This is a genomic window from Kitasatospora gansuensis, assembly GCF_014203705.1.
In the GTDB taxonomy this organism is placed as follows: Bacteria; Actinomycetota; Actinomycetes; order Streptomycetales; family Streptomycetaceae; genus Kitasatospora; species Kitasatospora gansuensis.
Map to the genome: position 1 here is coordinate 6,397,848 of NZ_JACHJR010000001.1, position 21,209 is coordinate 6,419,056.

Annotated in this window: 17 protein-coding genes; 5 read left to right on the forward strand and 12 right to left on the reverse strand. The window is 72.7% G+C overall.

From position 1 onward, the window contains the following. Positions 1 to 7: 7 nt before the first annotated feature. The 5 genes from F4556_RS28830 to F4556_RS28850 form a co-directional block, all read right to left on the reverse strand. Positions 8 to 1,033, reverse strand: coding sequence for a DUF2637 domain-containing protein (locus F4556_RS28830; protein WP_184921191.1), 1,026 nt, complete (start codon positions 1,031 to 1,033; stop codon positions 8 to 10). 171 nt (positions 1,034 to 1,204) lie between these two features. After that, the gene (locus tag F4556_RS28835) at positions 1,205 to 2,023 is read right to left on the reverse strand and encodes a (2Fe-2S)-binding protein (protein WP_184921193.1); all 819 of its coding nucleotides are present in this window, start codon (positions 2,021 to 2,023) and stop codon (positions 1,205 to 1,207) included. Positions 2,024 to 2,142: 119 nt separating this feature from the next. After that, positions 2,143 to 2,928 (reverse strand): hypothetical protein, encoded by a 786-nt coding sequence (locus tag F4556_RS28840; RefSeq protein ID WP_184921195.1) that lies wholly within the window; start codon positions 2,926 to 2,928, stop codon positions 2,143 to 2,145. A 151-nt stretch (positions 2,929 to 3,079) separates the two neighbouring features. Then, a complete protein-coding gene (locus tag F4556_RS28845) occupies positions 3,080 to 3,940 on the reverse strand; it encodes a hypothetical protein (protein ID WP_246511110.1) in 861 nt (286 codons plus the stop codon). 89 nt (positions 3,941 to 4,029) lie between these two features. Next, the gene (locus F4556_RS28850; protein WP_184921197.1) at positions 4,030 to 4,674 is read right to left on the reverse strand and encodes a nucleotidyltransferase family protein; all 645 of its coding nucleotides are present in this window, start codon (positions 4,672 to 4,674) and stop codon (positions 4,030 to 4,032) included. A gap of 130 nt (positions 4,675 to 4,804) precedes the next feature. Between F4556_RS28850 and moaA the strand changes: the two genes are divergently transcribed. Continuing rightward, positions 4,805 to 5,800: a GTP 3',8-cyclase MoaA gene (moaA, locus tag F4556_RS28855; protein WP_184921200.1), complete on the forward strand. Its 996-nt coding sequence runs from the start codon at positions 4,805 to 4,807 to the stop codon at positions 5,798 to 5,800. Here moaA and F4556_RS28860 read toward each other — a convergent pair. From F4556_RS28860 to F4556_RS28880, 5 genes are all read right to left on the reverse strand, one after another. Further along, complete coding sequence (locus F4556_RS28860; protein WP_184921202.1) at positions 5,745 to 7,097, reverse strand: MFS transporter; 1,353 nt, start codon at positions 7,095 to 7,097, stop codon at positions 5,745 to 5,747. The two genes, moaA and F4556_RS28860, sit on opposite strands and share 56 nt — an antisense overlap. Then, positions 7,094 to 7,702 carry an ArsR/SmtB family transcription factor gene (locus F4556_RS28865; protein WP_184921204.1) on the reverse strand — a complete coding sequence of 203 codons (609 nt, stop codon included), beginning with the start codon at positions 7,700 to 7,702 and terminating at the stop codon, positions 7,094 to 7,096. The genes F4556_RS28860 and F4556_RS28865 overlap by 4 nt, the downstream gene beginning before the upstream one ends. Positions 7,703 to 7,772: 70 nt before the next feature. After that, a complete protein-coding gene (locus tag F4556_RS28870) occupies positions 7,773 to 8,519 on the reverse strand; it encodes an HNH endonuclease family protein (protein WP_184921206.1) in 747 nt (248 codons plus the stop codon). Between the two features lie 162 nt (positions 8,520 to 8,681). Further along, entirely contained in the window at positions 8,682 to 10,973 is a 2,292-nt protein-coding gene (locus tag F4556_RS28875) for an ArnT family glycosyltransferase (RefSeq protein WP_184921208.1), read from the reverse strand. Between the two features lie 80 nt (positions 10,974 to 11,053). Then, entirely contained in the window at positions 11,054 to 12,172 is a 1,119-nt protein-coding gene (locus F4556_RS28880) for an alpha/beta hydrolase (RefSeq protein ID WP_313068766.1), read from the reverse strand. 136 nt (positions 12,173 to 12,308) lie between these two features. On the opposite strand from F4556_RS28880, the gene F4556_RS28885 reads away from it, so the two are divergent. The 3 genes from F4556_RS28885 to F4556_RS28895 are packed head-to-tail and all read left to right on the forward strand — an operon-like array spanning position 12,309 to position 15,619. Continuing rightward, a complete protein-coding gene (locus F4556_RS28885) occupies positions 12,309 to 13,337 on the forward strand; it encodes a LacI family DNA-binding transcriptional regulator (RefSeq protein WP_184921212.1) in 1,029 nt (342 codons plus the stop codon). Positions 13,338 to 13,384: 47 nt separating this feature from the next. After that, positions 13,385 to 14,233 carry a polysaccharide deacetylase family protein gene (locus F4556_RS28890; RefSeq protein ID WP_184921214.1) on the forward strand — a complete coding sequence of 283 codons (849 nt, stop codon included), beginning with the start codon at positions 13,385 to 13,387 and terminating at the stop codon, positions 14,231 to 14,233. A 45-nt stretch (positions 14,234 to 14,278) separates the two neighbouring features. Then, positions 14,279 to 15,619 (forward strand): acyltransferase, encoded by a 1,341-nt coding sequence (locus F4556_RS28895; RefSeq protein ID WP_184921215.1) that lies wholly within the window; start codon positions 14,279 to 14,281, stop codon positions 15,617 to 15,619. Between the two features lie 42 nt (positions 15,620 to 15,661). Here F4556_RS28895 and F4556_RS28900 read toward each other — a convergent pair whose 3' ends face one another. Beyond that, positions 15,662 to 18,226, reverse strand: coding sequence for a pectate lyase-like domain-containing protein (locus tag F4556_RS28900; protein WP_184921217.1), 2,565 nt, complete (start codon positions 18,224 to 18,226; stop codon positions 15,662 to 15,664). A gap of 312 nt (positions 18,227 to 18,538) precedes the next feature. Further along, positions 18,539 to 19,750, reverse strand: a complete 1,212-nt coding sequence (locus tag F4556_RS28905; RefSeq protein WP_184921219.1) for an ROK family transcriptional regulator — start codon at positions 19,748 to 19,750, stop codon at positions 18,539 to 18,541. Positions 19,751 to 19,894: 144 nt separating this feature from the next. On the opposite strand from F4556_RS28905, the gene F4556_RS28910 reads away from it, so the two are divergent. After that, positions 19,895 to 21,208 carry an ABC transporter substrate-binding protein gene (locus tag F4556_RS28910; RefSeq protein WP_184921221.1) on the forward strand — a complete coding sequence of 438 codons (1,314 nt, stop codon included), beginning with the start codon at positions 19,895 to 19,897 and terminating at the stop codon, positions 21,206 to 21,208. Position 21,209: the final 1 nt, after the last annotated feature.

Here is a 21,209-nt window from a genome sequence, read left to right on the forward strand (position 1 = left end):
AGCCAGGTCAGCCGAACTGCTGCTCGAGGTCCTTCAGCTTCTGCTCCAGCGAGTCCAGCCGGGGCAGGGTCATGGTGTCCTCCTCGGGGGTCAGGTCGACGCTGCGGCGGGCCGGCAGCCCCGGCTGGGCGGCCTTGCCCTCGACCGCCTTCTCTGCGGGCGCCGCCTCGCCCGCTATCGCGGGCTCCGAAGTGCCCGCCTCCAACTGCGCGGCGGCCAGCTGCCGTTCGGCCGAGCGCGGCCGCCAGTGCCCGCCGGGCTGCCGCCCGATCGCCCGGATCTCGGCCCGCTCGCGGCGGCTGGCCAGCCGCTGCCGCTCGCGGTCCAGCGCGGCCTGCCGCTTGTCGTCCCGGACCTCCTCGACCGCCTCGTCCAGGCTGCGGACGCCCTCCAGCAGCATCAACGACCAGGCGGCGTACGTCTCCAGAGGCGCCCTCAGCCAGCGGACGATCCGGATCTGCGGCAGCGGGCGGGGCACCAGGCCCTGTTCGCGGAGCGCGGCCCGGCGGGTCTGCTTGAGCGCCCGGTCGAACAGGATCGCCGCCGAGAGCGACATCCCGGCGAAGAACTGCGGGGCACCGGCGTGGCCCAACCCGCGGGGGGCGTGCACCCAGTTGAACCAGGCGGAGGCGCCGGCGAAGAACCAGACCAGCAGTCGGGAGCCGAGCGCGGCGTCACCGTGGCTGGCCTCCCGGACGGCGAGCACCGAGCAGAACATCGCGGCGCCGTCCAGGCCGAACGGGACCAGGTACTCCCAGCCGCCGGAGAGCCCGAGGTTCTGCACCCCGAAGCCGACCAGACCGTGGAAGGAGAGCGCGGCCGCGACCCCGGCGCAGCAGAACAGCAGGGTGTACGAGGCGCCCCCGTACAGCGACTCCTTGCGGCGACGGCGCTCCTCGCCGCGCTCCCAGGAGTCGGCCGAACCGGCCGCTGCGGCGGCCCTGGTCCGCAGGAAGGTCACCAGGACGGCGACCACCACCAGACCGGTCACGCCCGTGACGGCCCAGCCCAGTGGAATATCGGACAGTTTCATGGCCGGAACCAGCCTCGCTTTCCTGCCTTGTGATGGCGAGCCACCACTATGGCGGATGCGTGCCGTCCATTTGGCTGATTCGCCGTCAATGCACCGAGGAGAGGGAATTCCGACCTGGTTCTATCCGTACGGTCGGATGAAATGACCGAACTGATTCGAACTTTTTCCCGCCTATTCCGAGCAGACGCGCGGACAGGTCGGACAGACCTCTTCCGGCCGTACGGTGTAGAAGAGGCAGCAACTCACCCTGGTCCTGGTCCGGGTGGCTTCGGCCGAATCCGCCGGCTCCACCGGGCGGAAGTCCGCCCCGCCGACGAACGGTGCGTCACTCGGCCCTGGCAGCAGTTCGGACACCTCGGCGGCGGCCCGCTCCTCCTCGTCGAGCAGGCTGCCGAGGAACCAGAGGCCCTCGATCACGTCGTCGGTGACGATGCCCCAGAGCGTGCGCGGGCCGCGTCGCACCAGCGGGCGGAAGGCGGCCAGCACCGGGGTGAGGTGTTCGGTCAGGGCGGCCCGCAGCTCGGCCCGCAGGGCCGGTGCGTCCGGGACCACCCGGGCGCCGGGGGCGCCGGCCGCCGGGTCGTCCGGCAGGCAGCTGAACCCGGCCGGGCGGACGGCGAGTTCACCGGCGGAGCGGTTGATCGATACCCGGTCCACCGGCAGCCGGGGCACCCGGCGCTCCAGGAACCAGGGCAGCGTGAAAGCCAGCGCGACCGGCCAGGTGTACCGGTGCAGCGCGAAGCCGGCCGCCACGTCCGGGCGGAGCGGCTCCCCGTACTCGGCCAGGCCGAGCGCGGCATCGAAGGCGACCATCTCCCGGAGCACCGCCCCGTCCCCGGCCAGCGCCGCCGCGCCGACCCAGCCCGGGCCGGTGCGCAGCGGCCCGGTATGGATCCGCAGACTCGGGAACACCGCGTGCTGGCGGCCGTAACTGCTGTGCAGCGGAGGGGAGCTGACGGACCGGCGGGATGCGGTGCTGCTCACGGTCATGCTGGCCCGATCGGGACGACCGGAGCTCCACGGAGCCCGGGGACGGCAAGGTGAACCGGCCCGGAGTGCTCCCCAGGCAGGTTAGGCTCACCTTAGCTGACGCCGTCCCCGGCTACCTGTCAGGCGGGGCCGTCCAGGGGAGGAGTGGGCGCGGGCACCGGGTTCAGACGGCGCGCGAGCCAGACCGGTACGCCGCCGAGCGCCTGCACCAGCCGGGCCGCCTCGGCCCGCAGCCGGACCGCCTCGGCCGGCTCCGACACCTCCGCCAACGCGGCCAGCGCCGGGGCCACCCCCACCGTGAAGCCGAGCTCCTCACGGATCGTCAGGGAGGCCCGGAAGCCCTCCCTGGCCCGCTCCAGCTCGCCCGCCGCCAGCGAGAGCGAGGCCAGGTGGCGCCAGGTGTACGAGCGCAGCAGCTCGTCCCCGACCCGGTCGGCGCCCTCGTGCGCCCGGCGGTAGGCGATCCAGGCCGCCGTGCGGTCGTGCAGCAGGTTCTCCGCGACCAGGCCGCGGCGGAAGTCGAGCAGTGGTCGCCCCGGCGCGTCCGGCGGCAGCAGGGCCGAGGTGCGGCCGAGTGCGGCCTGGGCCTCGTCCAGCCGGTCGCGCGGGCCGAGCACGCTGGCGATGTACGCCAGGAAGCCGCGGGCGCAGGCCGCGCCCGCCCGCTGGTCCGCCGTGGTCGCGCCGGCCTCGGCGAGGCGCAGGGCTCCCTCGGCCTGCTCCCAGTGCGCGGCGGTGAACATGCACTGTTCGATGAGGAGTTCGGCTCGGCCGAGTGCGGCCGACGGATCGGCTGTGGCAGCCGGGCGGAGCAGTTCTGCGGCCTCCTGCCAACATCCACGGGAACGCAGTCGCCACACCGCGTCCGTCTTGCTGCCCCCCAGGGCCGTACCGTGCTCCGACAACGCCACCTCCTTGTGTGCGGTGTCCAGCGAGCGGGCTGCTGTGGCGGCAATTCAACACGGGGGTGAGCTTGTGCACCAGATCACGAGCGGGAGATGATCCGGAACCACCCGCTCCTGATCGAGTGGTCCAGACCGGTCGGGGCGGCTCGGATCAGAACGTCCAGCCGGTCTCCATCAGGGCCTCGGCGGCGCCGTTGGCGGGCTGCGGTATGCCGGCCGGATCCAACCGGAAGAGCGCGACCAGCAGTTGTTCGCCCCGGACGACGGCCTGCTGGGTGAAGCCGGAGAGGGTGAACAGGGCGGCGGCGATCTCCTCGGTGTGCAGGGTCTGCAGCCAGAGGCACTCCACCGTCTTGAGATCGGCGGGAGTGCCGGTGGCGTCCACCTGGGCCACCATCCGGGTGCCCAACAGCGTGACGGCCGAGCTCTCCTGATCCTCCGTCAGCTCCAGGTCGTCGAAGCCGAGCCACTGGAGGTAGCGGGCCGCCGTCAGCACCGCGTCCTCCTGGGTGCGCACCGGGTGCGGCCGGAACGGCGGCCGCTGCTGCCAGGCGGCGGGCTGCCACTGGGTGCTCTGCGGCGGCACGGTCGGCCCGCCGTCGGCCGCGATGCCGGTGAACGGGCGGGCGGTGTACGGCCGTTGCTCCTGCGGGCGGCGGGACTGGCCGGGGCCGAGCGGTCCGGTGCTCTGCAGCCGGGGCGCGCGGTCCACCGGGAGCCGTACGGTGGCCCCGCAGTTGCAGGTGAACTCCGGCTGCGGCCACTGGTCGTTGCGCCCGCAGTGCGGACAGCGCATGCTCAGCCAGGAGTCCTCCCAGGACCGGAACCTGACCTGGACCGGCACGCCGCCGCGCAGCAGCGGGACGCGCAACTGGGCGCCGCAGGGGCAGGGCAGGCTGGGCGGCTCGTACAGGTGCTCGCGGCGGCAGGCCGGGCAGCGGATCTCGGTCGCGCCGTAAGGCCGCTCGGCCCCTTGCTCGTTGAAGTCGTCGGGCAGCGGCACTCCGGGCATTGCTCGCACCGTCCGTTCTGGTCGCCTGGCCTGGGTCGTTACCCATCGTCGCTGATCCGCCGGGCCGTCGCCGTGCTTTGCGGCAATCCTCAGGGAGAGACCAGGGGCACATCAGGGGCGCACGACCGACTGTTCTGACGGTCCGTCCAGCGGGCCAGGTCCGCCGGAGTGTCCAGGTCGTCCGGGACGGCGACGTCGCCGCACTCGACCAGGCGCACGTCAGGGGCGTGCGCGGCGAGCAGCGCGCGGGCCCCGGCGTCGCCGGTTGCCCCGGCGGCCGCTTCGGCGAAGTGCCGGGCGCCGATCAGTACGGGGTGCCCGCGGCGGCCGTCGTACGCCGCGGCGGCCAGCTCGGCGCCGGCCCGGTGGGCGGCCAGCAGCCGGGCGACGGCGGCGGGGGTGACGCCGGGGGTGTCCACCAGCATCACCAGGACGGCGTCGGCCCCGGCGGGCAGTGCGGCGAGCCCGGCCCGGAGCGAGGATCCCATACCGCTCGCCCAGTCGGGATTGTCGACAAGGAGACAGTTTCCGGTGTCGGCGGTGGCCCGTACCTGCTCGGCGGCGGCGCCCAGCACCGCGAGCGTCCGCTCGCAGCCGCCGGCCCGGACCACGGCCAGCGCGTGCTCCAGCAGCGGCCGGTCCCGGTAGCGGATCAGCGCCTTCGGCCGCCCGCCGAGCCGCCGCCCGCCGCCTGCGGCGAGCACCAGGGCTGGAACGTAAGGGAGAGCGGCCATGGGACCAGTCTGCCGTCCGGCGCGGGCGCGGGGGAGTTGTGTGATCGCACAACGGTGGCCCCCGCGACCGGGCCGCCCGCCGGGTCTTCCACCCCTGGAACTTCCCCCGCCGGGGACCTGTACTGGGCAGATGTACACCGCACCTCCCCCGCTGGTGGACCGGTACGGCCGGGTCCACACCGATCTGCGGGTCTCCCTCACCGACCGCTGCAACCTGCGCTGCACGTACTGCATGCCGGCCGAGGGGCTGAACTGGCTGCCCAAGGCCGAGGTGCTCACCGACGACGAGATCGTCCGGCTGGTGCGGATCGCGGTCACCCGACTGGGCATCAGGTCGATCCGGCTGACCGGCGGCGAACCGCTGCTCCGGCGCGGCCTGCCCGGCCTGGTCGCCCGGCTGACCGAGCTCGGCCCCGAGGTCTCGCTCACCACCAACGGCATCGGCCTGGCCAGGACGGCCGCCGAGCTGAAGAACGCCGGACTGCACCGGGTGAACGTCAGCCTGGACACCCTGCGGCCCGAGCGCTACGCCGAGATCACCCGCCGGGACCGGATCGCCGACGTGTTCGCCGGGCTGGCCGCCGCGCAGGCCGCCGGGCTGGCACCGGTGAAGATCAACGCGGTGCCGGTGCGCGGGGTGAACGAGGACGAGATCCTCGACCTGGTCGAGTTCGCCGCCGAGCACGGGTACCTGATGCGGTTCATCGAGTCCATGCCGCTGGACGCCCAGGGGGCCTGGGAGCGGGACAAGATGATCACCGCGGACGAGCTGCTGGCGGTCCTGACGGAGCGTTGGGAGCTGATCCCGGTCGGGCGGCACGGGAACGCCCCGGCCGAGGAGTGGCGGATCGCCGGGACGGACACCGTGGTCGGCGTGATCGCCTCGGTCACCCGGCCGTTCTGCGGTGGCTGCGATCGGGTCCGGCTGACGGCCGACGGGCAGTTGCGGAACTGCCTGTTCGCCACCCAGGAGTCCGATCTGCGCGCCCTGCTGCGCGGCGATGCCGACGACGCCGCGATCGAGCGGGCCTGGCGCAACACGATCGCCCGCAAGGGGCCGGGACACGACATCAACTCGGCCGACTTCGTCCAGCCGGACCGGCCGATGTCCGCGATCGGCGGCTGAGCTGGGCGGTCGGCACGGTGGTCGGGGCCGGCTTGCGTCGGCCCGACCAGAGCAGGGCCCCGGCCAGCAGAGCCGCGCCCCCGAGCAGCCAGGGCAGCGGCCCGGCCGGCAGCGCGCCCGCGGTCAATCCGGCGGCGGCGCCGGTGAGTTGCAGGGCCAGGGACTGGACGGAGAGGGCGGTGGCGCGTCCCGCCTCGGTGACCCGGCGGTGCAGCAGGTCGCTCTCGTTCGGCCCGGCCGCGCCGAGTCCGAGGTAGAGCAGGCCGTAGCCGGTGGCGGCGAGCAGCAGGGCGGCCGGGCCGGCGTACGGCACGGTGATCGCGAGCAGCAGCAGGCCGACCGCGCCGGTGCCCAGGCTCGCCAGCACCGCCCGCTCGCCGCTGCCCGCGAGCCGGGCGACCGTGGGGGCGAGCTGGCTGCCGACGCCCGAGCAGACGAAGCCCGCGCAGGCGAGCCCGGCCAGCAGGACCGCTCCCGACTCGGGTCGGCCGGTCAGGGCGGCGGACCGGCCGGGGGCGAGCAGTTCGACGGCGGCCAGGGCGGCTCCGGCCGCTCCGGCGCTCAGCAGCACCCGGCGGAGCAGGACGTCGCGGCCGCCCAGCCGCAGCCCGTCGAGCACGGTGGCCGGGACGCCCCGGAGCACGTCGCGCACGGTGACGGGCGGTCGGGCGGGCTCGGGCAGGGCGGTCAGCACGTAGCCGACCACGGCGATCTCGACGGCCGCGCCCAGCAGGAGCGGGACGGAGAGCGGGAGTACGAGCCCGGCGGTGGCGGCGCCCAGGTCGAGGCCGAACCGGCTGCCGAGCAGCCAGGGCAGGACGCCGCCGAGCAGCGTGCCGAGGGCGAGCGCGGCGGAGGCCGCCGAGCTGCCCCGGGCCAGGCCGGTGCGCAGCTCCGCGTCGGGCCCCGAGATCGCCTGGACGGTGTCGACGTACCAGGACTCGGCCGGGCCGCTGAACAGGGCGCGGGCCGCGCCCTTGAGCACCGCCCCGAGGGCGAGTAGCCAGACTGCGGTGCCGAGGGCCTGGAGGGTGAGCGCGACCAGGCTCAGCAGGCCGGCGGCCGCGAGCACGGGGCGGCGGCCGAGGACGTCGGAGAGCCCGCCGGTGGGCAGTTCGAGCGCGGCGGCGGTGAGGGAGTAGGCGGCGACCAGGCCCGCGACGCCGGCCAGGGTGATGCCCCGTTCGCCGAGCAGCAGGACCAGCGGAGCGATGGTCAGGCCCACCGGCAGCCAGCAGAGGAAACTGACCGTCAGATAGCGGCGGCGGGCGGTACGGAGGGCCGTCGGCGCGCTCACTCCGTGTCCGCGGCGGGCTCGGGCGAGGCCAGCGGCAGTCCGGCGGCGAGGACCATCACCTGGGCGGCGCGCGGGTCGTGCTCGTCGCGGGCGGTCAGTTCGGTGAGCTTCCGCTCGAAGGTCTGCCACAGCTCGGCCAGCGACTCGGGCGTCAGACGGGGCATCAGGTCGCTGATCCCGGACGGCTCCAGCCAGTCGGGGCCGAGCCGTCCGGTGGCGACGTCCTGTTCGTGCTGGGCCAGCGAGGTCTCCAGGTGCTCGACCTGGCGGCGCCGGAGCAGGCTGAGCGAGGCCCGGCCGTCCGGGGTGGCCGCCATCGCCTCGTTGCTCCAGGAGGTCACCGCGTGCACGGCCTGCCAGCGGCGCTCCCGCCCGTCGCGGTGGGTGGCCTCGGCGACGAACGCGTACTTGGCCAGCACCCGCAGGTGGTAGCTGGTGGAGGCGGAGGACTCCCCGGTCCTGGCGGCGAGTTCGCTCGCGGTGGCGGGGCCGTCCTGGCGCAGCAGGCCGAGCAGGCGGATCCGCAGGGGGTGGGTGAGCGCTTTCAGCGCCGCCGCGTCCTGGGCGGGGTCGAGCAGGCGGTGCCGGTCGTCGTCGGAGGTCATGGTGGCAGCGTAGGGCGGCCCGGGAGTTTGCAAAAGTAGTTTTGCAAAACTTCTTTGGGAGAAATTCAGGTCAGCCGGCGCACTGGGTGAGCATGACCTTCTTGTCGGCCGGGGTGACCGGGAGCTGGTACTTGAGCGAGACCTGGGCGAACCGGACCGCGTAGGAGCAGCGCACCGCTTCGTTCGCGGGCAGCCACTCGGCCGGGCCCGAGTCGCCCTTGGCGGCGTTCTGCGAGCCGTCGGCGGGGATCAGGTTGAGCGGGTCGTTGGCGATCTGGACCCGCTTGGCCTTGTCCCACTTGGCGGCGCCCATCTGCCAGTCGTAGGACAGCGCCATCACGTGGTCGATCTGGATCTTGCCGGCCTGCTGCTTGTTCCACTGGACGGTCTTGCCGGTGTACGGGTCGTAGATGGTCATCCCGGTCACCACGCACTTCGAACCGTCCTTGTGCTCAAGGGACTTGCCGTCCCGGGCGAGCAGGTCGTCACGGGTGCCGCAGTCGTTGTGGCCGAGCGGGACGCCGTCCACGTTGTCCGTCCACGGCGGGCCGAACTGGTCGCGGTCGTACCCCGCCTTGCCGCCGCTCTCGGCGGTGGCCACCTTGGCGATCAGGTCGCGGGCGGTCTTGCGGTCCTCGGGGGAGGTGATCGGGCCGAGGCCGGGCTTGGTGCCGTCCGGGTTCTGCAGCGGGTTGGTGCCGAGGGCGGCGGGGCCGGCCTGGTCCTGGGAGCTGGCGCCGCTGCTGCAGGCGGCCAGTGCGGGTGTGATCAGGAGGAGGAGGGCGGTCGCGGACAGGGCGGTACGGCGGGCGCGCACGGAGTTCTCCCCCGGGAGTGGTGGTGTGGGCTGCTGACGGCTCACCAGCAGACCAGCCGCCTCACGGGGGGTCAAGTCGGCGCGACGGCGCACCACGCGGGTGCGTCGAGGCAGCCGACTGCCCCCGCCGGAGCGAGGCTCCGCCGGGGGCAGCCGGGACGGTCAGTTGCCGGTGGTCAGGTCGTAGACCGTGGTGCCGCCGACCGTCTGGGCCGTGAAGGTGGCCGCGACCCAGGCGGCGATCTCGGCGGACTGGCTGGAGCCGCCCATGCTGCCGCCGCCCGTCCGGCCTTCCGCGCCGGCCATGCCGCCGCCCGCGCCGCCGATGAAGTAGTGCACCTTGCCCTCCTGGACGTACTGCTTGAACGCGTCCAGGGTGAGCGAGGGGTCGGAGCCGTTGAAGCCGCCGAGGGCCATCACCGGTGCGCCGGTGGCGAGTTGGTAGCTCGCCTGGTTCTGCGAGCCGACCGCCGCGGCGATCCAGGTGTACTGGTCGGCGTCCTGCTTCAGGAGCGCGGCCAGCTCGGCGCTGACCTGGGCGCCGTTGATCAGGCCGCCCATGCCGCCGCCCATCGCGCCGCGACCACCGGTCTCGCCGGTGCCGCCCTGCGGGAACTGCCCGGTGGGCATCCCTCCGGCCTGGCCACCGGTCTGGCCGCCAGGCTGGCCGCCGCCCTGCGGGAATGCGCCGCCGCCCTGCGGGAACGCCCCGCCGCCGGGCGGGAGTTGGCCGCCGGCCGGGAAGGACATCCGGCCGTCGTCCGCGCCGCCGCGGGTGCGCATCCCGCCCGGGCCGCCCATGCCCATCGCGCCCTGGACCCGGGGCCCGGCGGTCGGGATCGAGCCGGTGTGCGCGGTCGAGACGGTGTCCGCCGCGTACGCGGCCGGTCCGCCGAGCGCGGCGGCCAGTGCGATCAGCCCGGCGGCCGCACCGACCCGCCCGGCGAGGCGGGCGGGCAGCCGGGTGCCCGCGAGCAGGGCGACCGCGGCCAGCAGGCCACCGACCAGCACCGCCCAGCGCAGCCAAGGCAGGAAGTCGGTGGCGCGCCCGAGCAGGACGTACCCCCAGACCGCGGTGCCGCCGACGGCCAGGCCCAGCAGGGCCGCGTACGGAAGCTGCCTGCGGGCCCGCCAGAGGCCGTCCACGCCCATGCCGACCAGCGCGGCCACCGCCGGGGCCAGCGCCACCGTGTAGTACTGGTGGAAGATGCCGGACATGTAACTGAAGGTCAGCGCGGTGCAGAGCAGCCAGCCGCCCCAGACCAGGAAGGCGGTCCTGGCGCTGTCGGTGCGCGGGGCCCGGCGGGTGGCCCAGAGGCCGACCAGCAGCAGGAGCAGTGCGGCGGGCAGCAGCCAGGCGATCTGGCCGCCGATGTCGCCGTCGAACAGCCGGGTGATGCCGGTCTCGCCCCAGCCGCCGCCCTGGCCGCCGCGACCGCCACCGCCGCCGACGCTGCCGGTCTCCTCGCCGGTCAGCCGGCCGAAGCCGTTGTAGCCGAAGGTGACGGAGAGGAAGCTGTTGTCCTGCGAGCCGCCGATGTAGGGCCGGTCGGCGGCGGGGGTGAGCTCGACGATCGCCACCCACCAGCCCGCCGAGGCGATCATCGCCCCGGCGCCGTACAGGAGTTGGAGCACCCGACGGCCGAGCCCGGTCGGCGCGACCAGCAGGTACACCAGGGCGAAGGCGGGCAGCACCAGGAAGGCCTGCAGTGTCTTGGTGAGGAAGCCGAAGCCGAGCATCACACCGACGAAGAGCATCCACCGGGTGCTCGCTGTCTCGGTGGCCCGGACCAGGCCGTACGCGGCGAGCGTGAGCAGCAGCACCAGCAGCGCGTCCGGGTTGTTGAACCGGAACATCAGCGCGGCGACCGGCGTGAGGGCCAGCACCGCACCGGCCACCAGGCCGCCGAGCGGGGAGAACCGGCGGCGCACCGTGGCGTACACCGTGCCGACGGTGGCCACGCCCATCAGGACCTGCGGGGCCAGCAGGGCGAAGGAGTTCAGCCCGAAGATCCGGACCGAGAGGGCCATCGGCCAGAGCGACATCGGCGCCTTGTCGACGGTGATGAAGTTGGCCGCGTCCGAGGAGCCGTAGAAGAACGCCTTCCAGCTCTGCGAACCGGCCTGGACGGCGGCCGAGTAGAAGGAGTTGGCCCAGCCGGAGGCGCTCAGGTTCCAGAAGTACAGCAGCGCGGTGGCGGCCAGCAGGCCGAGCAGCGCGGGGCGGGCCCAGGCCGGGTCGTCCGGGCGGCCGCGCCAGGCGCGGGTGGGCAGCGTACGCAGCCGGCCGGCCCAGGAGGTCGGACCCTTGGGGTCGGCCGCCGGGAGCCCGACGGGCGGGAACAGTGGTTCGACCGTGGCCCGTGCCGGGGGCTCGGGGGTCTCCGGCGGCGGGTAGTTCGCAGCCTCGGGCCACGGTTCACTGGTGGGAGGAGGGGAACTGGTCGTGGTCATGGGGGCTACGCTCGGCCGCCCCGCTGAGATTTTCGTGAAGCACAGCTGTGAGACCGGTCAGGAATTGACCGGAGCGTCCGTCAGACCGGCTGAACGGGCGTCAGCTGCTTGCCGAGCCACTCCAGCGCGGGCGGGATCTCCCGGGTCCAGGTGTGGAAGTTGTGGCCGCCGCTGTCGAGGGTGATGGTGGCCAGCTTGGTCGGCGCCTTGAAGGCGGCCACCATCTGCTGGGTGGCCGGGTAGTTCTGCTCGTTGTAGCTGGTGGCCAGCAGCAGCGCGACGGGCGACGGGGGAGTGTTCCGCAGCCGCCAGAGCACGTCGTTCTCCCGCTCCAGCTGCTCGTTGCCGCCGAACAGGTCACCGGTGGTGACATCGGTCGGCGCGGCGTAGTAGCCGGAGAGCGAGATCGCCGTGCGGTACGAATCCGGCCTGCGCAGCGCGAACTTGAGCGCGCAGTAGCCACCGGTGGAGTTGCCGATCACCGCTCGCTGGCCCGGCTGCTCGGAGACCCGGTAGGAGGCCGTCACCGCCTTCGGCAGGTCCTCGGCGAAGTAGGTCTCCACCTGCGGCCCGTTCGGGATGTCGACGCACTCGGTGTCCCGGTTGCCGACCACGGTCGGACGCATCATCACCAGGACGGTCGGCGGCAGCTTCCCGGCCTCGATCGCGGTCAGCGCGGAAGCCGGGTACTCCATCAGCGAGATCAGCTTCTCCGCCGACCCGGGATACCCGGCCAGCACCAGCGCCATCGGGAACTTGCGGTCGGCGTAACCCGGTTGGAAGTACTGCGGCGGCAGGTAGACGTACGCGTCGCTGCTGATCCCGGTGGATGCGCCCTTGATCTCGACCTGCTGGATCACGCCCGCGCGCTCGCGGGCCGAGCCCTGCGAGGAGTACACCTTCTGCTCGCCCCGGACCGCCACCGGCTTGCCGGGCTGCTGCTCGACCACCGTGCCGGGCGCGCCGTCGGTGCCGAGCAGGTCGCTCCAGGTGGTGTAGAAGCCGAAGTAGGAGTTGGCCACCAGGCCCATCGCCACCAGCACGGTGACCTGGGTCACCAGGAAGGCACCGAGCCGGCCGGTCCAGGACTTCCAGCCGCGGCCGGCCAGTTTCGGCCAGAGCGACAGGGTGGCGACGAAGGCGGCCACCGCGAGCAGGATGGCGATGATCTGGATCAGGTTTCCGGTCAGGCTGGGCACCAGCTGATGGTAGATGAGAGGTTTCTGAGAGTGCGTCCGACCCCACCCGGTTCGGCCGGACGGGGCCGGCGGGGCGGCGTGCCAGTGGACGGAAAGGGCCCGGGCGGCGCTTCGGGCCCGTGCTATAAACGGCCACATGAGCGAAGCCCTGGCCCGGCGGGCCGCCACGCTTGAGGATGTGGCCCGAGCCGCGGGCGTGTCCCGGTCCACGGTGTCCCGGGTCATCAACAACATCCGCAACGTCGACCCGGAGTTGCAGCAGACCGTCCGCGACGCGGTGGCCGCCACCGGGTACGTCCCGAACGCCGCCGCGCGCGCCCTGGTGACCCGGCGGGCGGGTGCGGTGGCGCTGGTGATGTCCAGCTCCGCCGGGCAGTCCGCCGGGCAGGAGGGCATCTTCACCGACCCGTTCTTCGGCCGGGTGGTGAGCGGGATGATCGGCGCGCTGCGCCCGCTCGGCGTGCACCCGGTGCTGATGCTGGCCGACGACCCGGCCGCCCGCGAGCAGGTGCTCTCCTACCTGCGGCAGGGCAACGCGGACGGCGCGATGCTGGTCTCCACCCGGGCCGACGACCCGCTGCCCGGGCGGCTGCTCGACGCCGGGCTGCCCACCGTGCTGTTCGGCCGGCCGGGCGAGCCGCTGCCCGGACAGGTGAGCTGGGTGGACCTGCGCAACGTCGAGGGAGGCAGGCTGGCGGCCGAGCACCTGCGGGCCCGGGGCTGCCGACGGATCGTCACCATCGCGGGTCCGGCCGCGATCTCCGCCGGGGCGGACCGGCTGGCCGGCACCCGGGCGGTGCTCGGCGACCTCCCGGCGGTGGAGGGCGACTTCGGCCAGGCCAGCGGGGCCCGGGCGATGGAGCGGCTGCTCGACGAACACCCGGACCTGGACGGGGTGTTCGCCGCCAACGACCTGATGGCGCGCGGCGCGGTCGCGGTGCTCATCGAGCGCGGCCGCCGGGTGCCGGAGGACGTCGCGGTGATCGGCTTCGACGACAGCAGCGCCGCCACGGTCGGGCTGCCGCCGCTCAGCACCGTGCGGCAGCCGGTGGAGGAGATGGCGGCCGAGATGACCCGGCTCCTGCTGGACCGGATCGCCGATCCGCTGGCCGGTCCCGGTTCGGTGCTGTTCGACCCGGAGCTGGTGATCCGCGAGTCCGCCTGACCGTGTGTCGCGCGGGGAGGCGGTGTGACGGATCGTAGGCTGACGGGATGTCACTGACCCGGCGGACGGTGCTGGCCGGGCTGGCGGCCGGGGTCCTGAGCTCCTGTGCCGCCGACCCCGGCCCGAGCGAGGCTCCGGTGGCGTCTCCGTCCGTGTCTTCGTCCGCGTCTTCGGTGCGTCCCCGGTCGGTGGGCTCGCGCGGCAGGGACGAGGTGGTGGCCGAGTACGGCGCCGCGGTGCCCACCGAGTGGGGCCTCGACGTGACCGGGGTGGTCCGCAGCCTGCCCGGCGGTCAGGGTGTCGCGCTCACCTTCGACGCCTGCGGCGGCCCCGGCGGCAGCGGGTACGACCGGGAGCTGGTGGACGCCCTCCGGCGGCACGCCGTACCGGCCACGCTGTTCGTCAACTCCCGCTGGATCGAGGCCAATCCGGCCGTGCTGCGGGAGCTCGCCGCCGACCCGCTGTTCGAGCTGGGCAACCACGGCACCGCACACCGCCCGCTCTCGGTCACCGGCCGTTCCGCGTACGGCATCGACGGCACCCGGGACGCCGGCGGGGTGTACGACGAGGTGATGGTCAATCACACCGCGCTGGCGGCGCTGCTCGGACAGCCGCCCCGGTTCTTCCGCTCCGGCACCGCGCACTACGACGAGGTGGCCACCCGGATCGTGGCCGAACTGGGCGAGCGGGTGGCCGGGTTCACCGTGAACGCGGACGGTGGCGCGACCTTCACCGCTGCCCAGGTCCGCCGGGCGCTCGGGGAGGTGCAGCCCGGCGATGTGGTGATCGCGCACTTCAACCAGCCCGGCCACGGTACGGCGGCGGGCTTCGCAGCCGCGCTGCCCGGACTGCTCGACCAGGGCCGGAAGTTCGTGCACCTGCCGAAGAGTGGGTGACACCGGTCTAGTCCACTATCGTTCCGGTAGCCACCGGGAGGGCCGATGATCCGCTCTGCGCAGAGCCGCACCATCCATGCCGGACACGTGTCGGGGGCGGTGGTCCGCTGCGGGGTGTCCGACGCGATGCTGGCCGAACTCCCGGTCTCCGTCGTGTTCTTCTACGACAAGGAGCTGGACCTGGACCGGCTGGCGGCCGGACTGGCCGAGGCGCTCGGCCGGGTGCCGCTGTTCGGCGGGCGGCTGCGGGTGGGCGAGGACGGGCTGGAGATCGTCTGCTCGGACGCCGGGGTGCCACTGGTCGTCTCCGAGGCGGCCGAGACGCTGCCCGAGGCGATGAGCCGGATGACGCTCGGCTCCTCCGGGTACGTCGACCACGTCGAGGCCAACCGGGCGCACTCCGGCGAGGCGCCGCTGTTCACCGTCAGGGTCAGCCGACTGGCCGACGGCGGCACGGCGTTGGGTTGCTCCTGGCACCACGTGATCGGGGACGTCCAGAGCTTCATGACCCTGATGCGGGCCTGGTCGGCGGCGGTCGAGGGCACCGAGCCGCCCGAGGTCGGCATCGCCGGGGACCGCGAGAGCTTCCTGGACGCGGTGCTCCCGGCCGAGGACTCGGGGCGGCTCGGGTTCCGGATCCCCACGGCGACGGAGGCGGAGCTGCTGGCGCACGAGTTCCGCACCGCTCCGCGCGCCAACCGGACCGTCCAGGTCTACTTCACCGACGCCGAAGTGGCGGCGATGAAGGCCGCGTTCGGTGCCGCCACCGGGCGGCGGCTGTCGGCCAACGACGTGCTGACGGCCCACGTGGTGACCACCGTACGGCAGCTGGACGAGGACGCCGAGGCCCGTGACCTGCTGCTGCCGGTGAACGTCCGGCGCCACCTGGGCATCCCGGCCGGGCAGCTCGGCAACCTGCTCGGCGAGGTGGTGCTGCGCTGCGCCCCGGCGGGGGAGGCGGCCGCGCTGGCCGGGGAGATCCGGTCGGCGGTGGACGAGTTCGCCACCGCGCACCTGAGCCTGCGGACCAACCGGGACTTCCTCGCCTCGGTCAGCCGGGAGCGGCTGCGGGACTGCGTACCGCTCGGCTTCGACCCGGCCAACAGGACCTTCACGCTCTCCAGCTGGAGCCGGGCCGGGGTCTACGAGGTGGCCTTCGAGGGGCACCGCCCGCTCGCCTTCAGCCCGGGGGCCAGCGTCCAACTGCCCTGGGTGGCCTGGCTGGTGGAGGGCTTCGCCGGTGCCGGGCAGCTGCTCACCGTGGTGCTGCCGGCCCGCCTCGCCGCCCGCCTGCGCGGGGAGGAGGGGCGGGCCGCCCTGCACCGGTACCGCGATCCGGCCGAGCGGCTGCCCGAACTCGCGGTGCAGATGAAGAAGTTGGCTTGAGCCGAGCCGGTGGCCCCGGGGGGCGGGGCCACCGCCGGTGCGTCAAGGGTAGGAGACGACCACCGAGGGGACGGTGGAGGTGCCCGAGGTGGGCGCGCCGATGTCGTTGATCACGTGGTTGTACTGGCCGTTGCCGCCCAGCGAGACCACCAGCAGGTCGTGGAACTTCACGCCCGGCTTGACCGGTGCCTCGAAGCCGTGGTCCTGACGGATGGTCGGGTCCACGTTGTAGTAGCAGTAGCTGCCCAGGCCCCAGCCCTCGTGGGTGGTGACGTTGTCGCCGACCTTGTAGGCCGCGTACCCCTGGACCGAACCGTTCTGCACGGCGGCCTGGTTGGGCGCATCGTAGGACTTCTCGTTCTGGAAGAAGACGGTCTTGCCGTTGTTGCCGTACCACTGCACGTCGTACTTGTTGAAGTGCTCGACGAACAGGCCGGTGGCCAGCACGTCGTCGCCGTTCACGACCAGGCCGTAGTCCGAGCGGTTGGTCTCCCAGCCCCAGCCTTCACCGTGGTCGGCGCGCCACAGCCAGGTGTGGTCGATGATCGCGTCGTCGCTGTTCACCACCACGGCGGTGGTCGCCTTGCCGGCGCCCGCGCCGCCGACCCGGACGAAGACGTCCTGGACGGTGGTGGGGTTGGCACCGTGGTCGGCCGAGGAGTTGGCCGGGCCGACCTCCAGCAGGGTGGCCGAGTTGACCGGACCGGCGTCGATCAGGAAGCCCGCGAGTTTGACCCCGTCCACGTCGGCGACCTTCATCGCGGTCACCCCGTTGTCCGGGACGACGGTGGCCAGGCCGAGGCCGAGCACCACGGTGTCCGCGCGGGTCACGTTGATGGTCTGGTCGACGTGGTAGACGCCGGGCGTGAACAGCAGGTTGAGCCCCTGGGCCAGCGCCGCGTTGATGGTCGCGGCGGTCGCGCCGGGCTTCACCACGTAGAACTGGCTCAGCGGGATCGAGCTGCCCTGCGGGGTGCCGTTGCCCCAGGAGACGCCGCGCGCGTCGGTCCGCTTGGCCGGGACGAAGACCTTGTAGTCGGCGCCGTCCAGGTAGAGGAAGGGCTTCTCCCGGGAGACCGGGGTGTTCTCCAGGGTGGTGTACGGCGGGTTCGGGAAGGCGCCGCCGGCCGGGGCGCCCTGGACGCCGGAGAAGACCTGGTTCCAGACGCCGTTGCTGAAGCCGCCGATCGAGCTGTCCCGGGTGTACCACTGCTGCTGCGAGTAGTTGCCGATCTGGCCGTCGACCTTGCTGTCCGCGATGTAGCCGCCGCTGGCCCAACCGTAGCCGTTGGGCGCCAGGTTGAGGCCGCCCTTGACGTGCATCCGGCGGAACGGCGCGGCCTGCGAGACCGCCCAGCGGTCGGTGCCGCTGACCGGGTTGAGCGCGAGGTTCTCGGCCGAGCGCCAGAAGTTCTGGGTGGCGTTGCCGTTGAACCAGCCCGCGTCGACCGTGACGTCACCGTTGATGGTGGTGTCGTCGGGGGACAGGCCGAGGCCGGAGATCGAGGTGTAGAAGCCGATCTGCGCGTTCAGGTTGTTGTAGGTCCCCGGCTTGAACAGGAACTGGTAACGCCCGGTGCCGAATTGGGCCGACTCCTGCTGGGCGAAGACCTCGTCCAGCTTGGCCTGGATGTTGGGGGTGGCGGGGTCGAAGACGATCACGTTGGGGCCGAGGTCACCGCCGCCCGGGATCGGCGGCACGCTGCCGCCACCGGTGTTCACCTGGAACTCCCAGAGCGAGTAGCCCCAACTGGTGCCCCGGGCCTGGCCGTTCATCCGGACGTACCGGCCCGAGCCGCTGACGTCCAGGCTCTCGGTGCCGCCCGTGCCGTTGGTGGTGGTGCGGACGGTGGTCCAGCTGGTGCCGTCGTTCGAGGTCTGCAGCTGGTACGACTTCCCGTACGCGGCCTCCCAGTTGAGCACCACGCGGCAGATCTGCTGGACCGAGCCCAGGTCGACCTGGAGCCACTGCGGGTCGCTCGCGGCGGAGGACCAGCGGGTGCCGTTGTTGCCGTCGGTGGCCAGGGCCGCGCCGGTCCCGCCGTTCTCGGTGGAGGAAGCGGTGGTCGGCCTGCCCTGGGCGGCGTTGGCGGTGCCACAGGTCGGGGGTGTGGCGCCGGTGCTGCCGAAGACCTGGAACTCCCAGAGCGAGTAGCCGTAGCCGGTGCCCCGGGTGATGCCGTTCATCCTGACGTACCGTCCGGAACCGGTGACGTCGATCGTCTCCAGGCCGCCGGTGCCGTTGCTGGTGCTGTGGATCGTGGTCCAGTTGGTGCCGTCGGCCGAGGTCTGGAGCTGGTACGACTTCCCGTACGCGGCCTCCCAGTTGAGCACGACCCTGCTGATGGTGGCGGTGGCGCCCAGGTCGACCTGGAGCCACTGCTGGTCGCTCGCGGCGGACGACCAGCGGGTGCCGTTGTTGCCGTCGACGGCCAGGGCGGCGCCGGTACCGCCGTTCTCGGTGGAGGAGGCGGTGACCGTCTTCCCCTGCGAGATCAGCGAGTCGGCGGCGTTGGCGGTGCCGCCGGGTAGGGCCAGCACTGCTCCGGAGAGCAGGGCCAGCGTGGTGGTGGTCGCGGCAATACCGCGTGCCGAAGTGAGCCTCACGGGCTTCTCCTGCGCTGGGTGGGGTGGGGGTGGGGGAGGCGCAGCGGCGGACAGACGCGCCGTCAGATCTTTGGAGAGCGCTCCCCGAGGGGAGTGTGGAGGGCTCAACTTCCTTGTGTCAAGGAGACGGTGAGATTTCGGCACACGATCGAGTTGCACTATCCAGGGGCTCGGGGAACTGCGAGGAGATCTGGCGTGTGGGTCACTGTGAAAGTGCCTGACCACTCTCGGACCTGCAACGTTTCCGAGGTTGGCGTCGCCCACGCGGCGGAGCCGCACATCAGCAGAGTCCCGAGCCCCTGGTGGTGCGCGTCAGCGCATGGATCCGCCGGAGTCGAGGAAGCGGGAGAGCGGGAGGGTGGCCGCGCCGACGGTGACGGCGTCGGGGCCGAGGCGGCCGAGCTCGATGGAGGTCTGGGCGCGGGGGAAGCGCAGCGCGTACGAGGTGGCCGCGTCCTTGATGGCGGGGAGCAGGCGGGGGCCGAGCAGCAGGCCGGCCCAGCCGCCGATGATGATCCGCTCGGGGTTGAACAGGTTGATCAGGTCGGCGATCGCCGCGCCGAGGTACTCGGCGGACTCGGCGAGCAGCGAGACGGCTGACGGTTCGTCCCGTTCGGCGGCGGCGAGCAGGGCGGCCAGGCCCTCCTTCTCCGAGCTGCCGGGCGGGGCCTCGCCCCAGCGTTCGACCAGCGCTTCGGCGCCGACGTACGCCTCCAGGCAGCCCCGGGAGCCGCAGCGGCAGAGCCGTCCGCCGACGTGCACCTTGGTGTGGCCCCACTCGCCCGCGCTGCTGGTGGCGCCCCGGAACCGGGCGCCGTCGGCGATCACGCAGGCGCCGACCCCGGAGCCGAACAGGGCGACCACCGCGTGCCGTGCGCCCTGGCCCGCGCCGAACCACATCTCGGCCTGGCCGAGCGTCTTGGCGCCGTTGTCGACGTGGAGCGGCAGGTCGGTGCCGGCCCGCAGCAGGCGGCCGAGCGGGACGGCGTCCCAGTCCACGGTCTGGCTGTGCACCACGATGCCGAGGCCGTTCCGGCCCGGATCGCCCTGCTCGACGATGCCGGGCACGCCGACGCCGACGCCGAGCACCTGGGACTCCTGGATGCCGGTCCGCTTGAGCACCTCGCCGATGCCGGTGAGCATCAACTCGACCACGTGGTCGACGTCGTGGCCGTGGTCGGAGAGCGGGTGGTCGCTCGCGGCGAGTTCGGTCAGGGCCAGGTCGAACAGCGCGACCCGGACCTGGGTCTCGCCGACGTCCACCCCGATCAGGTGGGCCCGGTCCGGGGTGACCTGGAGCAGGATGCGCGGGCGGCCGCCGTCCGACTCGACCGATCCGCACTCCTCGACCAGCCCGTCCGCGATCAGTTCGCCCACCACGTTGCTGACCGATCCGGCGCTGAGGCCGGTGATCTGCCCCAACTCCTGTCTGCTCAGCGGACCTTCGAAGTACAGCCGGTGCAACAGGGTGGATCGACTGCCCCGTCGCAGGTCACGGACGGTCTGCTTGCCTCGCTCTGCCATCTGGTCTCCCTCCTGATCTGAATCTATCGCTGCACGGACTCTTGACGCCAGCTTTTCTCACACGTTAAATCACGGTCCGAAGTAAGCATCAGAGCCGGCGACTTCACCCCCATCCCCACCCACTCGTCCGAGAGGGACACGGTCATGCGCATCAACCGTCTTGCCGCGGCCACCGCCCTGGTTTCCGTCCTCACCCTGACCGCCACCGCCTGCGGCGGCGGTTCCACCTCCGGAGGCGGCGACAACAGCAGCCCCAAGACTCTCACCTACTGGGCGAGCAACCAGGGCACCAGCCTGGAGCACGACAAGCAGGTCCTGGAACCCGAGCTGAGAAAGTTCGAAGCGCAGACCGGCATCAAGGTGAAGCTGGAGGTGGTGCCCTGGTCCGACCTGCTGAACCGGATCCTCGCCGCCACCGCTTCCGGCCAGGGCCCCGACGTGCTGAACATCGGCAACACCTGGTCCGCCTCACTGCAGGCCACCGGGGCGCTGCTGCCGTTCGACGACGCCACCTTCGGCAAGATCGGCGGCAAGGACCGGTTCGTCCCCTCGACCATCGCCTCGGCCGGCGCGGCGGGCAAGGCCCCCGCCGCGGTGCCGCTGTACTCGATGGCGTACGGCCTCTACTACAACAAGAAGCTGTTCGAGGCGGCCGGTATCAGCAAGCCCCCGGCCACCTGGGACGAGCTGGTGACGGACGGTCAGAAGCTGACCAAGGACGGCAAGTACGGCCTGGCGATCGAGGGCGGCAACGTCTCGGAGAACGTCCACCACGCCTTCGCCTTCGGCAAGCAGCACGGCGCCGACTGGTTCGACGCCGCGGGCAAGCCCGCGTTCGCCACCCCCGAGGCGGTCGCGGCGATCAAGCAGTACGTCGACTTCATCGCCAAGGACAAGATCGCCGCTCCCGGCAACGCCGAGTACGCGGCCAACCAGTCGGTCACCGACTTCGCGAGCGGCAAGGCCGCGATGCTGATGTGGCAGGCCGCCGGGGCCTCGCTCAAGTCGCACGGGATGAACCCGGACGACTACGCGGTCGCGCCGATCCCGCTGCCCGCCGGCGCGAGCGGCGGCAAGGCGACCAGTTCGATGGTCGCGGGCATCAACCTGGCGGTCTTCAAGAACAGCAAGAACACTGAGGGCGCGCTGCAGTTCGTGAAGTTCATGACCGGCAACGAGGAGCAGATCCAGCTCAACAAGACCTACGGCTCGATCCCGCCGGTCAAGGACGCGCAGGCCGACCCCGCCTTCGCCACCCCCGAGCTGAAGACCCTGTCGAACGTGCTCGCCACCAGCGCGGCCCCGCTGCCGCAGGTCGCCAACGAGAGCCAGTTCGAGACCCTGGTCGGCACGGCGGTGAAGAACCTGCTGGCCGCGGCCGCCGCCGGCAAGCCGGTCACCGAGGACAGCGTCAAGGCCGAGCTGACCAAGGCCCAGCAGCAGATGCCGGCCGGCTGAC